Here is a 12,762-nt window from a genome sequence, read left to right as displayed (position 1 = left end):
GATCGATCAGCCCAGGGCGCCGAGTTCGGCGACCAGCTGATTGATCTCGTACCGAGTCGTGTACGGCGCAAGGCCGACGGTGACCGCGCCGCCTTCGTCGTTGACACCGAGGGCGTCGAGCAGCCTGGAACCACCATGCGTACCGCTGACCGTTGCGATGCGCTTGTCGGCCAGGTGCGCGGCGACCTTGTCTGCCGCCATCCCCTCGAGCGTGAAGCTGAGCGTCGGCACCCGCGTGGGTGCGCCGCCGATCACCATCACGTTGGGCAGGGCTGCGAGAGAACGCATGAGGTGATCGAACAGACCGTCCTGATAGTCCTGCAGCGAGCTGATCGAGGTTTCGAGGCGCTCACGCCTGGTTCCCGTTGCCGATTCGTCCAAGCCCGCCAGGAAATCGATCGACGACGTGAGACCGGACAGCAGCGCGAACTGATGACCGCCCACCTCGAGTCGCTCGGCGCCACGCGCGTACGGGTTGAGCGACACGGCCGGAATTCGGTCGAGCAGTCCGGGATCGCGGAAGACGAGTGCGCCCACCTGTGGACCGCCCCACGACGGCGCGCTGACGGCAACGATGTCCGCCCCGAGGTCAGCCATGTCCACATGCGCATATGGCGCTGCACCGACCGCGTCGACCACCATCAGTCCGCCGAATTCGTGCAGACGATCAGCTGCGGCACGGACGTTCGGAGCCGAACCGACGACCGGTGATGCGGCCGTCAAGGCCACCAAGCGAGTCGTCGAGGTGATGAGATCGTTGAACTGCCAACTCGGGAGCTCACACGTTTCGATTTCTACCTCGGCCCATCGCACCTGGGCGCCGTAGCGACTGGCCACACGAAGCCAGGGCGCGACGTTGGCCTCTTCGTCGAGGCGCGAGAGCACGAGACCGGTTCCGAGGCCCAACCGCGAACTCAGCGACTCGGCGAGCCAAGCCAACAACACCGCTCGGTCTGATCCGAGAACGACTCCCGCAGGATCTCCGCCGACCAGATCGGCGACCGCGGTGCGCGCACTCTCGAGAATGGCAGCACTACGACGGTTCGAGACGTGGCGACCGGAGGAAGAAGATGCAGAGGCACGGAACGCGGTGGAGACCGTCCGCGAGACGGCGTCCGGGATCTGCATTCCGGCCTGCGGATCGAGGTGGATCCAGCCGTCACCGAGTGAGGGAATCAACCCCCGTACGCGGGCAACGTCGTAAGCCATGCTCGACACTCTAGGTGCAGACGCCCGCTTAGTCGAAGGCAGTCACCCAATTACCCGTCAGTACAGTTATTCGATAGCTAACTTTTTGGGGGTTACGCGGCGTTTGTCGCCCACACACGACAAGATGGAAGCATGACGAACCCCGACAAAGAGCAGGTACTCGTTATCGGACCCGACGGTCGACCCGTCGCGATGCCGGTGGCCGAGGCAGAGGCCGCCACCTCCGGCACCACCGAAGGCGCGGAATCCGAAGCCGAGTCCGTCGCCGAGATGGTCGAGCAGCCGGCCAAGGTCATGCGAATCGGCACGATGATCAAACAACTCTTGGAAGAAGTGCGCGCCGCACCGCTCGACGACGCCAGCCGCAAGCGCCTCAAGGACATCCACACCTCGTCCATCCGAGAACTGGAACAAGGCCTGGCACCCGAACTCCGTGAAGAACTCGAGCGACTGAGCCTCCCGTTCACCGACGACTCCATTCCCTCCGACGCCGAACTGCGAATCGCGCAGGCCCAACTCGTCGGCTGGCTCGAAGGACTGTTCCACGGAATTCAAACCGCACTGTTCGCCCAGCAGATGGCAGCGCGCGCTCAGCTCGAACAAATGCGTCAAGGCGCACTGCCTCCCGGCATGAGCATCGGGGCTCCGCATTCGCCTGCACATCCGGACCAACAGAGCCCAGGAACCGGCCAGTATCTGTAACCCGGACCACCACTAGGTCCGAGGGAAATCCGGCGCCGACGCCAGGCCGGTAGGCTCGACCTCCGTGTCAGCATCCGCAATCGAATCCGAGACGCCGGACGCACCTGCGCCCGTGTCCGACTCCCAGACGTTCCGTCGTGCGTTCAAAGACCTTCGCGACGGTCTGAATCAGCGTGAGTTGTGGCTCAGCCTCGGCTGGCAGGACATCAAACAGCGCTACCGCCGGTCGGTGATCGGTCCGTTCTGGATCACGATCGCCACCGGCGTCCAGGCCGGCGCGATGGGTCTTCTGTACTCTGCGCTGCTGAACATTCCGCTCAAGGAGTTCCTGCCGTACGTCACGGTCGGCCTGATCGTGTGGAACCTGATCAGTGCAGGCATCCTCGAAGGCTCCGAGGTCTTCATCGCCAACGAGGGCCTGATCAAGCAGTTGCCGTCGGCGTTGAGCGTGCACGTATATCGCCTGGTTTGGCGTCAGGTGCTGTTCTTCGCGCACAACTTTGCGATCTACATAGTTCTGCTGTTCGCGTTCAGCATCTGGCAGAACATGAGCTGGACTGCGCTGGCGGCGATACCGGCATTCCTGCTGATCGTGGCGAACACGCTGTGGGTCTCGATCGTCTTCGGTATCTTCTCCACCCGATACCGCGACATCGCCCCCATCCTGGGCAGCATGACGCTCCTGCTGTTCGTGCTGACGCCGATCATGTGGACAACTCAGGCCCTCAAGGACCAGGGCGGGCAAGCCAGCGAGCGAGTCCGGCTTGCCGAGCTCAACCCCCTGTACCACTACCTCGAGATCATCCGAGCACCACTCATCGGGGCCGACCAGCAGGCATACCACTGGTACATCGTCATCGCCTTCACCGTCGTCGGCTGGGCCGTCGCGATTCTGGCACTCCGCAAGTACCGGGCACGCGTGCCCTACTGGGTCTAGAGGAAACACATGAGTCAGCCAGTCAGCATCCACACGCAGAACGCGTGCGTCGACTTCCCGATCTTCGACGCGAAATCCCGCTCGCTCAAGAAGGCCTTCCTCGGCAAAGCCGGAGGGTCCATCGGCCGCAACGACTCCGATGTCGTCGTCGTCGAAGCGCTCCGCGACATCACGATGACGCTCAAGGAAGGCGACCGCATCGGGCTCGTCGGCCACAACGGCGCCGGCAAATCCACCCTGCTGCGCCTGCTCTCCGGAATCTACGAACCCACCCGGGGATCCGCCAGCATTCGCGGACGCGTCGCACCCGTCTTCGACCTCGGTGTCGGCATGGACCCGGAAATCTCCGGGTACGAGAACATCATCATCCGCGGCCTGTTCCTTGGTCAGACCCGCAAGCAGATGCTCGCGAAGATGGACGAGATCGCCGAATTCACCGAACTCGGTGAATACCTCTCCATGCCGTTGCGCACCTACTCCACCGGCATGCGCGTACGCGTTGCCATGGGCGTCGTGACCAGTATCGATCCTGAGATCTTGCTTCTCGACGAGGGCATCGGTGCCGTCGACGCCGAATTCATGAAGAAGGCCCGCATCCGGCTGCAGAAGCTGGTGGAACGCTCCGGCATCCTGGTGTTCGCCAGCCACTCCAACGAATTCCTCGCCCAGTTGTGCAACAGCGCGATGTGGATCGACCACGGCCAGATCCGCATGCAAGGCGACATCGAAGACGTCGTGCGCGCCTACGAAGGTGACGACGCCGCCGAACACGTGCGTCACGTGATCAAGGAGATGGAACGGGAGAACACCCCGTGAGCGCACCCGAGAAAATCATCGGGGTTGTCGTCACGCACAAGCGTCGTGAACTGCTGGCCGAATCCCTGAAGATCCTCAGCACCCAGTCGCGGCCGCTCGATCACCTCGTTGTCGTCGACAACGCCGACGAAGCCGATGTGAAAGAGCTCGTCGACAACGCTCCACTGCCGACCAGTTACATCGGTTCTCAGCACAACCTCGGCGGTGCCGGAGGATTTGCTCTTGGCATTCTCTACGCGCTTTCACTCGGCGCCGACCGCGTCTGGCTCGCCGACGACGACGGCCGCCCGGAGGGACCTGAGGTCCTGGAAACACTGCTCGACTGTGCAATTCGGAACGACCTGGCCGAGGTCTCCCCCGTCGTCTGCGACATCGACAACCCCGACCGCCTCGCGTTCCCACTGCGCCGCGGCACGTCGTGGCGCCGGTTGCGTTCCGAACTCGGCGACGAGGATCTCCTGCCAGGCATCGCGTCTCTCTTCAACGGCGCACTGTTCACAGCCGACGCGATCGATGCTGTCGGAGTTCCGGATCTACGCCTGTTCGTCCGCGGCGACGAGGTCGAGGTACACCGTCGCCTCGTGCGCTCCGGCCTGAAATTCGGTACCTGCCTGCAAACTGCTTACGTCCACCCCAACGGTGCGGACGAGTTCAAGCCGATTCTCGGCGGACGCATGCACACGCAGTATCCGGACAACGACACGAAGCGCTACTTCACGTACCGCAACCGTGGATACATCCTCGCCCAACCGGGAATGCGGAAACTGCTTCCGCAGGAATGGGTTCGGTTCGGCTGGTACTTCCTGATCACCCGCCGCGATCCGGCCGGACTGCGCGAGTGGATGCGACTGCGCAAGCTCGGCCGGGAAGAGAAGTTCGAACGCCCGAGTTAAGTCAGTCGTCCTGAGTTGAAGCAGTTGCCCCAATATCTTTTAAATCAGTTGCACAGTCGCGTCTGCGGCTGAGACGATTCTGATCCGACGCATGGTGCGTCCTGAGATTTTCGAGGAGTGAGTATTGATGACTGTCGTGTTCCGCAGTTTCAGCGCCGTCAACATTCACACTTCTTCGTACTCGAGGACACACTCACCATGTCGGAAAACAGCACGCCCCTGACCGAATACGGTTGGAACGCAACACTCTCGAACACATTCACTGCCCTGGCGCCACCGGACTCCGTACCCGGGCGCGTTCTTCGCGTCGACCGCGGACGGTGTGACGTGGCCATCGCTGAAGGTACAGTTCGCGCACTCAGCGGCAGCGATCCACTCTGTACGGGTGACTGGGTCGCCGTGGCCGAGTTACGGGACTCACGCGAACCCGAGATGCACACGGTCACTTCGATACTCCCCCGATCAAGCAGCATCGTTCGATCCTCGGCATCCGGAAAATCGGAAGGCCAGATTCTGGCGGCCAATGTCGACACCGTCGTCATCGCCACGGCTTCGGACGGCGACGTCGATCTCGGGCGCATCGAGCGACTACTCGCACTCGCCTGGGAAAGTGGCGCAACACCTGTCGTCGCACTCACCAAATCGGATGCAGCTCAATATATCTCCGACACTCTAGCTGAGGTCTCTGCCATTGCGCCCGGCGCAACAGTGCTGGCTGTGAGTGCCGAGACCAACGAAGGAATGGATGTACTCGATGCAGTTCTGGACGGCACCGTGGCGATACTCGGTCCATCCGGCGCCGGTAAGTCGACGCTCGCGAACGCCCTCCTCTCGGACACCACAGACGCCGATCGACTCGAGACCGGTCGCGTTCGGACCGGTGACGGAAAGGGACGCCACACCACCGTCACGAGAGAACTGATCCCCTTCTCCGGCGGCCGGACGTTGATCGACACACCCGGCCTGCGAGGGGTTGGCATGTGGAACGCGACGGAGGGGATCGACAAGACGTTCCCCGAGATCGAGGAACTGCTTGCGGAGTGCCGGTTCTCCGATTGCGCACACAACTCCGAGCCGGGATGCGCAGTCCTGAGCGCACTCGGGCGCGGCGATATCGACGAACGGAGACTTGCGAGCTACCGGAAACTACAGCGAGAGAATGCATGGAACGCCGCGCGAAGCGATGCTCGTCTGCAGGCAGAGAGGACGCGGGAGATCAAGGTGATCTCCAGACAGCTCAAGAGTCACTACCGCGGTCGGGACCGGTAGCGTAGAAAGCCTGGCAGCATGGGGGTGATCCCGACGAGAGGTTGCCATGTTCGAGCAGTTCCGTTCCAGCGCCAGGACCAAGCTTCAGCGTGCGGTATCCGAGGTGGTCGAGGCCGCCGACCGGCGCAACGCAGACCGCACGCAACAGATCCTCGACGCGCTGGCTCTCTCACGTGACGAACTGGCCGAGGCCCGCGGTGACATCGCGGGCCTCCGGTCCAGGATCGACGAGCTGGAATTTCGTCAGCGTCGGGATCTGGCCTACGCCGTGGACCTGGAAGCGACGGCGTCGACGGCCGAGTTCATCCTCGAGCACCTTCGAGTCGCGGAGACATTCGGCCACCCGCACGACACGCTGCGCCACGCATTGGGCTTGATCGAAATGCCCGGCATGGCACTCGAATTCGGCGTCGCCAGCGGAACCACACTCAGGATCGTCGCGGAGGCTTTCACCGAACGCGAGGGGACCGTCGCAGGTTTCGACGTGTTCTCCGGCCTTCCGGAGACCTGGCGCACCGGGTTCCCGGTCGGCGAGTTCGCACAGGAATCCATCCCCGAAGTGCCTGGAGCGCAACTTGTTCCGGGCCTCTTCGAGGACACCTTGCCCTCGTTCCTGAACGACGAATCCGGCCCCGTTGCGTTCCTGCACCTCGACGCCGACCTTTACTCGTCCACCAAGACCGTGCTCGATCTGCTCGGCGACCGACTGGTCCCCGGGTCGATCGTCGTCTTCGACGAGTTCTTCAACTATCCCGGCTGGCAGCAGCACGAGTACCGGGCGTGGACGGAGTTCGTCACACGCACCGGCATCTCGTTCGAATATCTCGGGTACACCGTCGACAACGAGCAGGTCATCGCCAAGATAGTGCGTTGAGGCTCACTTCTCGTACAGTCGAGCCCAGTTCTCGCGGCTGGTGAGCTGCGGGAACTCGCGAGCGAATGCTTCAGCCACACTTGGCGCTTCGGCGAGGAACCGCTTCATGACGCCGGCGAGGCGACCGCTCATCTCGGCGGCCTTCTCGCTGTCGAAGCGGCGTTCGCGCACGCCTCCCTGCGAAGCATCGGTGACGAAGACGTGATCGAAACGTCCGACGTGCCACCACTGCGCATCTTCGTACGAGATCGCCACCGGGCCCCGCTCCAGATGATTGCGCGCCTGCATCACAGCACGTTTCGCGAGAACCAGGTCTGTCCACAAACCGGGTTTCGGGCTGGGCGCAACGCGACGGATCGGCAGCCTCCCCGGCAACTCCGACGCCGGGCGAGTTACCGTCTCGGGGAAGCGCTTACGTTCCTGGTTGATCGCGGCAAGCGCCTCCTGCCCACCGTCCGCCAAACCTTCCGGCCCCTCGAGGAATCCCTCGATCGCCCGGAGTTGCGTGTGTGCAAGGCCGTACTGCAACCCGACGATCGAATGCGAAATGTCGCGAGAGAGTTGCTTCGCGAGCGTTTTGGGCGCGAACCCCGGGTCGAGCGAAGCGGTGATGAGTCCGTTGCGCGTACTGAAGTAGTGCGCAAAACCGTCGACGTCCTTCCAATAGAAGTCCGCATGCCAGACAGCAGCCGACGGCAACGTGATGGTGGGAATCCCGGCCCGCCCAGCCCGCAAGCTGTACTCGACGTCGTCCCACTGGAAGAAGACCGGCAGTGGCAAGCCGATCCGCTCGATGGCTTCAGCAGGGATCAGGCAAGACCACCAGCCGTTGTATTCGGCGTCCACGCGACGTTCCGGCAGCTTCTCGAGCACACTCCGGTTGCGAACACCGTGCTCGTCGGTCGGCACACCACGCTGCAGGGTGCCCAGATCGACGCGTTCACCCGAAGCCAACAGGAAGTCGGGGTTGAACAGAAAGAGCATCTGGGCGCCGATCAAAGCCGGCTCCGTCGTCATGTTCGCGAACGCACTCAGTCGAAGAACCGATTCGGGCTCGCACAGAATGTCATCGTCCATCAAGATCACGTCGGCGTGCGGTCCGGCCGCCGAAGCCTCGTACAGGCCCCGGGTGAACCCGCCGGCACCACCCAGATTCGCCTGCCGCAGATATTGCAACCGCGAACCGAACTTCTTCGACACTTCCTGGAACAGCTCACGGCTCTCTACCGGATCCGTTCCCTGATCGACGACGTACAGAGCGTCGAGCAACGCGAGTACACGCTCGTCGGACGCGAGGGCCTCGACCGTGCGCGCACAGTCGTCCGCACGATTGAACGTGCAGATCGCCACGGCTACCGGGCGAATCGACTCCGGCGAGACGACGGTCCATTCCACATCGTCGACCACTGCGCCGCCACCCTGCGCTTCGAACTGCAGCCACAGTGCCCCGCCGTCGACGAAAGTATCGAGCGGGGCGGTCATGGACACTCGCTCGTCGCCGGTCACGACGACGTTCGTCACGATACGACGGTGGCCACCGATGTCCGAGGCCTGGATCTGGATGCGGCAAGCGGTATCGGCCACGACATGTGCAGTGACGGTGACCTCGGTGACATTGGTCCAGCGCTGCCAGTAGCTGGCCGGAAAACGACCGAAGAAGGTATTGGTGTGCGCGACCGCGCCCGGCTGAAGCCGCAACTCGAACCGCGATCGCGTCGACATACCGACCTTGGTCACCGCATACAGTTCGTCACTGGCGACGGGCGAAGTTCCGGTGAACAACGTCCGCTGCGCCAGCAGTCGATCCGACGTCGCGCTGCGTTCGATCAACTCGACTCCGGAATCGGACTGGTCATCGGTCGTGTTCACGGTATCCACGCCCCGCAGGGTATCGCGAATCCGCACCTCGGCGCCCCGGGCACCGAGACACACCAGGTCTACCCGCGATTACCCGCGATTACTCCTAGCGATCACTCACTGCAGCGGCCGCCCGCAGCTCGGTCTTTCGCCGACGAAGCGACAACAAACCCTTCGCCATCTGGATCACGTCCTTGGGCGAGATACGGCTTGCATGCGCCAGATGATCGTCGCTGAGTCGGATCGGGACCTCGACCGGGCGTACTCCGGCCAATTCGAGGGCGTAGTCCAGTTCGGTGGTGAAAAGGAAGCCACGCTCGGTCAACGAGGGTGCGATTCGACGCAGCAAGACACCGTCGACGATGAAAGTTCCCTGGGGATCGCCCGTGCGGGTACCCAGCACCACCCGTCGCAGCGTCGCGAATCCACCCGTCATCACCGAACGCAGCAAGCCACGTTCCACCTCTGATTCCGAATGAGCCTTCGAACCGATGACCACCGGCGGGACGGACCCTAGATCCGCCATCACGCGGTCGGCGCCTTCGATGTCACCGAAACCGAACGGAAGGTCGTCCGCGGTGAGCAACACGCGTCGTCCACGAGAAGCTAGCGTCCCGGCGCGAAGCGCTGCGCCCATCCCTTTGTCGCTGCTCATCGGCAGGAAGGTCACTCCAGGCCAAGACCAGGAAGCTGCCAGAGCAGCACACACGTCGGCAGTGTTGTCCGTCGAACCGTTCTCCACGACGATGATCTCGACCTGACCGGCGCTCTCGGCCGGGCGGCTGGTGAAGTAGTCGGCGAATTGACGCACCGTCGACTCCAGCACCTCGCCTGAGTTGTATGCGGGGATGATCACCGAGAGTTCCGGCGTAGCTGGTTCCCCACGAACGGGTTCCGTTCGCGATGTCGCCACGTCCCGATCTCCTTACTTCCCCGACTGCAGTTCGAACTCGTCGGAATACTACGCTCCGAGAAACAAGGCGCAGCCCAGGCTCCGAGAAAAAGAGCACGACCCAGGCTCCGAACAACAGCCATCGACTCGAAGACGAAAGCACATCGTGAAATCTGACTTACCGCTCGCACAACGCGTGGTGCCGCCAATTCTTCTCGCCGCTCTGGTGTCGATCGTCGCCGCCATCCCACTGATCTCCAATCGGTGGTTCTACTACTGGGACGACAGCGCAGCAGCTTTCACGCCTGGTTGGCACACGATCGGCGAGCGAATCCTGTCCGGGTCATGGCCGACGCTCATTCCCGAATTGTGGGCCGGCGGCAATGTCACAGCCGAAGCCCTTTACGGGACATACAATCCCGTGATCCTTCTGGATTCGGTTGCCATTGCACTCATTCCGAACCTGGGAATCGGAATCACCCTGGTCAAGATGCAATTCATGGCGATTCTCGCGGTAGGCGTTTATCTGGTGGCCCGCCAGTACGGCGCCAATCGGTCGATGGCTTTCATCGCCGGATTTGCCATGCCGTTCGCCGGATACACGCTCTATTTCGACGCCTCCAGTTGGGCGTCCGGGCTGATCGCCTTCGCCTGGATCCCCCACGTCTGGTGGTCTACCCGCGCCAGCGCCCTCGGCCGAGTGAACCCCCTGGTACCGATCGTTTTCGGCTATCTTGCGATGACCACCGGAAACCCGTACGGCGCTGTCGGTGTCGCGGTCGTCTACCTCGCTGTCATAGCGGAATGCATCGCAATCAAACGCGCAGGCAGCATCAAATCACTGATGATCAGCGCGGCAGCGATCATCATGATGTCGCTGATCGTGTATCTACCATTGCTCTTCACCACCGGCGTGTCGGTGCGTACTCAGTCCGGAATCGCGAACGACGGTTCGCTTCGACCCGATCTCGGTGACCTGCTCAACCTCTCCGGCCCGTCGAACCAGCCGTACGTCACCGCTTTCGCTTCGCCTGCCATGACGATTCCACTGGTGTACCTGGCCTGGTTCCTCATACCGCTCGCACCGTGGATTCAATGGAAGTCACTGAAGAAGTTGGGCCGCCACAGCGTCTCGCTGTTCGTATTCGGCGGAATCTACGTCGTACTACTTCTCGGACCGTCGAATCTCTGGCTGTTCCGTTGGCCAGCGCGACTGCTCGAGTACGGTCAACTGCCCGCAATCGTGGTCACGGGGGTCGCGCTCTCTGCCGGACTGCATCGTGACCGTATCCAGGCGAGAGCAATCATCACCGCGGGATTGTTGGCACTTCAGTTCTACCTTGCCTGGTCGAATGTCCCGGAAGACATCGGTATTCACTCGGCATCGCTGCTCATCACCGTGGTTCTCACCGTTTTCGCGTTGGTCGTGGCCTACCGAAAGCCCCGCTACCTCGCCGGTGCACTCGCTGTCGGCATCGTCGTCGTGCTCAGTGCTCAGACCAATTTCTGGTTCACCGGAAACTACAACGTGACACCGTGGAAGTTCCCCAGGCAGGTGGCATTCCTGGAGTCCAAGTTCGAGGACCGTTACCAGGGAACCACTTTCGCGATTGCCGACCCCGTCAACATCCCGCCGGACAACGAAACCGGGCAGTGGGGTGACCTCCTGTTCGGCAACGCCTGGCAGCCCGCCGGAGTCAATGCCGTCAACAGCTACGCCGGAATCAGCTACAACGATTTCGTTCAAGCACTGTGCTTGAACTACTACGGCGGCGTCCAGTGTCCGGACGGCGTCGACCGACTGCTCGCCGAATCGCCGGGAACGGGTGTGTCCTGGCTCGACGCGATGCGTATCGATACCGTCGTGGTTCAGAATTCCGGACCGTACGGCGGAAAACGCGCCCTCGACGCCCTACCCGAGGGCGAGTGGACCGTATCGCCGGATCGGGTGGTCACGGTCGGCCATCGCACCACCGAGCATCAGTGGCCCGACGGTCGCGTATCGGCAACGACGCCTGGTCTCGACGTGCGTGGCGATGCCGCCGCTACGGACACTAGGGAAACCGTCGAGTACACCGGATCAGGCACGGTCACATTCGCCCTGCTGGCCTGGCCGGGTTGGAGCGCGACCGTAGATGGTCAGACGGTCGAGACGAAGGCCAGCCCCGGCGGGTTGTTGCAGGTCGATCTACCGCCGAGCGCCGAATCCGGATCTACCCTCACCATCGAATTCAGTCCGCCCGGAAGTACTTTCGGGTGGACTGTCGCCGGCGTCGGACTGCTCCTGGCACTGTCTCAAGGAGCGTGGGCCTTCCGACGCCGACGCAGCGGTCAGGACGACAACGCTGCAGCCAACGCAGATTCCGTCACCTCGTGAACCGCGCGGTGAGCGGGCAGAATCGACGCTCGCTCACCGTCTGCGTCACCGGTGCCCTGCACCAATCCGAGGAAATGCGTCAGCTGCGCGGCAAGCGGTTCCTCGCTGTAGCGGATCGTCGGAATTTCGATGACCGTCTGCTGCTGGTAGCCGTCCCGATCGGTGGGCATGTTGTCGTCGATGTGCCGGTAGATCGTGATGTCGCGACGCAAGAGATCGATCTCGATGAGTCGATCGGCCTCGAGCAACGACAGCTGGCGAATCTTGCGCTGACTGATCCGGCTCGCGGAAATCGTTGCAACAGCACCTGATCCGAAGCGCAATACGGCGTCGGCGCAATCTTCCGACCGGTTCTGCACGGACGTCGGGTGGAAGTAGCCGAACTCCCCTTTTGCCAAACTGGGTTCCGAGCCGGCAAATCCGATGGCAAGGTCGATATCGTGAATCAGCAGGTCCGTCGCGACACCCGTCGGAATGCGGGAAACGAACGGCGAGTGGCGGATACCGTTCACCTGCCACACATCGCCGGAGAACTCGCGGGCGGTGCGAACAGCAGGATTGAAGCGTTCGAGCAGTCCACACATCAGTGGAACACCGGACGCGCGCGAACGATCGACCAGGTCGACGCTCTGCTCGTACGTCGCAGCCAACGGCTTCTCCACCAGGACAGGCTTACCCAGATCGAGAACCCGCCCGGCCAACTCGTAGTGCGCCGGCGTAGCAGCGGCGATCACGACGGCGTCGATACCGTCGAGCGAGTCGAAATCTGCAGCCCAACGCGTATCGAACCGCGCAGCAACAGCTTTGCCCTGCTCCTCGCGCGGCTCGATCAGCAGATCCAACTCGCACAGCGCCGACTGCGCGATGACCCGCGCATGCAGCGAGCCCATCTGACCGGATCCGACAAGAGCGATACGTGGCTTGCTAGCAGTCATT

11 protein-coding genes are annotated in these 12,762 nt (G+C 62.6%); 7 read left to right on the top strand and 4 right to left on the bottom strand.

Translation table 11 applies throughout. The annotated features are described in order from the left end of the window. Window positions 1-6: 6 nt before the first annotated feature. Complete coding sequence (locus tag QMA15_RS04190; RefSeq protein ID WP_007731767.1) at window positions 7-1,209, bottom strand: cysteine desulfurase-like protein; 1,203 nt, start codon at window positions 1,207-1,209, stop codon at window positions 7-9. A 132-nt stretch (window positions 1,210-1,341) separates the two neighbouring features. On the opposite strand from QMA15_RS04190, the gene QMA15_RS04185 reads away from it, so the two are divergent. The 6 genes from QMA15_RS04185 to QMA15_RS04160 all read left to right on the top strand — a co-directional run bounded on the left by QMA15_RS04185 (window position 1,342) and on the right by QMA15_RS04160 (window position 6,700). Beyond that, window positions 1,342-1,911: a bacterial proteasome activator family protein gene (locus tag QMA15_RS04185; RefSeq protein ID WP_007731772.1), complete on the top strand. Its 570-nt coding sequence runs from the start codon at window positions 1,342-1,344 to the stop codon at window positions 1,909-1,911. A 64-nt stretch (window positions 1,912-1,975) separates the two neighbouring features. Next, a complete protein-coding gene (locus QMA15_RS04180) occupies window positions 1,976-2,848 on the top strand; it encodes an ABC transporter permease (RefSeq protein ID WP_029254233.1) in 873 nt (290 codons plus the stop codon). Between the two features lie 9 nt (window positions 2,849-2,857). Then, the gene (locus QMA15_RS04175) at window positions 2,858-3,664 is read left to right on the top strand and encodes an ABC transporter ATP-binding protein (RefSeq protein ID WP_007731776.1); all 807 of its coding nucleotides are present in this window, start codon (window positions 2,858-2,860) and stop codon (window positions 3,662-3,664) included. Beyond that, a complete protein-coding gene (locus tag QMA15_RS04170) occupies window positions 3,661-4,557 on the top strand; it encodes a glycosyltransferase family 2 protein (RefSeq protein WP_279162944.1) in 897 nt (298 codons plus the stop codon). Before QMA15_RS04175 ends, QMA15_RS04170 begins: the two co-directional genes overlap by 4 nt. Before the next feature lie 198 nt (window positions 4,558-4,755). Beyond that, window positions 4,756-5,826 carry a ribosome small subunit-dependent GTPase A gene (gene rsgA / locus QMA15_RS04165; protein WP_279162943.1) on the top strand — a complete coding sequence of 357 codons (1,071 nt, stop codon included), beginning with the start codon at window positions 4,756-4,758 and terminating at the stop codon, window positions 5,824-5,826. A 46-nt stretch (window positions 5,827-5,872) separates the two neighbouring features. Beyond that, window positions 5,873-6,700: a class I SAM-dependent methyltransferase gene (locus QMA15_RS04160; RefSeq protein WP_279162942.1), complete on the top strand. Its 828-nt coding sequence runs from the start codon at window positions 5,873-5,875 to the stop codon at window positions 6,698-6,700. Between the two features lie 3 nt (window positions 6,701-6,703). Here the strand turns inward: QMA15_RS04160 and QMA15_RS04155 are convergent, their stop codons facing one another. Together QMA15_RS04155 and QMA15_RS04150 are read right to left on the bottom strand one after the other, a co-directional pair. After that, complete coding sequence (locus tag QMA15_RS04155) at window positions 6,704-8,578, bottom strand: glycosyltransferase (protein WP_037277809.1); 1,875 nt, start codon at window positions 8,576-8,578, stop codon at window positions 6,704-6,706. Between the two features lie 85 nt (window positions 8,579-8,663). Continuing rightward, window positions 8,664-9,470 carry a glycosyltransferase gene (locus QMA15_RS04150; protein WP_019746440.1) on the bottom strand — a complete coding sequence of 269 codons (807 nt, stop codon included), beginning with the start codon at window positions 9,468-9,470 and terminating at the stop codon, window positions 8,664-8,666. A 145-nt stretch (window positions 9,471-9,615) separates the two neighbouring features. Here QMA15_RS04150 and QMA15_RS04145 point away from each other — a divergent pair, with 145 nt between their 5' ends. After that, on the top strand, window positions 9,616-11,826 hold the full coding sequence (locus QMA15_RS04145; RefSeq protein WP_020968133.1) for a hypothetical protein: 2,211 nt from the start codon (window positions 9,616-9,618) through the stop codon (window positions 11,824-11,826). Here the strand turns inward: QMA15_RS04145 and QMA15_RS04140 are convergent. Continuing rightward, a complete protein-coding gene (locus QMA15_RS04140; RefSeq protein ID WP_019746438.1) occupies window positions 11,781-12,761 on the bottom strand; it encodes a Gfo/Idh/MocA family oxidoreductase in 981 nt (326 codons plus the stop codon). The genes QMA15_RS04145 and QMA15_RS04140 overlap by 46 nt on opposite strands. Window position 12,762 lies beyond the last annotated feature (1 nt).

It is taken from the genome of Rhodococcus sp. APC 3903 (genome assembly GCF_030407755.1).
GTDB classification, from domain to species: Bacteria; Actinomycetota; Actinomycetes; order Mycobacteriales; family Mycobacteriaceae; genus Rhodococcus_F; species Rhodococcus_F erythropolis.
The sequence above is the reverse complement of the archived record's forward strand: the minus strand, read 5'-3'. Positions and strand labels throughout refer to the sequence as shown.

Bases quoted from the DNA above. Each gene is read 5' to 3' on its own strand.
- QMA15_RS04190 (WP_007731767.1), bottom strand. From the start codon at position 1,209: ATGGCTTACGACGTTGCCCGCGTACGGGGGTTGATTCCCTCACTCGGT.
- QMA15_RS04185 (WP_007731772.1), top strand. From the start codon at position 1,342: ATGACGAACCCCGACAAAGAGCAGGTACTCGTTATCGGACCCGACGGT.
- QMA15_RS04175 (WP_007731776.1), top strand. From the start codon at position 2,858: ATGAGTCAGCCAGTCAGCATCCACACGCAGAACGCGTGCGTCGACTTC.
- rsgA (WP_279162943.1), top strand. From the start codon at position 4,756: ATGTCGGAAAACAGCACGCCCCTGACCGAATACGGTTGGAACGCAACA.
- QMA15_RS04160 (WP_279162942.1), top strand. From the start codon at position 5,873: ATGTTCGAGCAGTTCCGTTCCAGCGCCAGGACCAAGCTTCAGCGTGCG.
- QMA15_RS04140 (WP_019746438.1), bottom strand. From the start codon at position 12,761: ATGACTGCTAGCAAGCCACGTATCGCTCTTGTCGGATCCGGTCAGATG.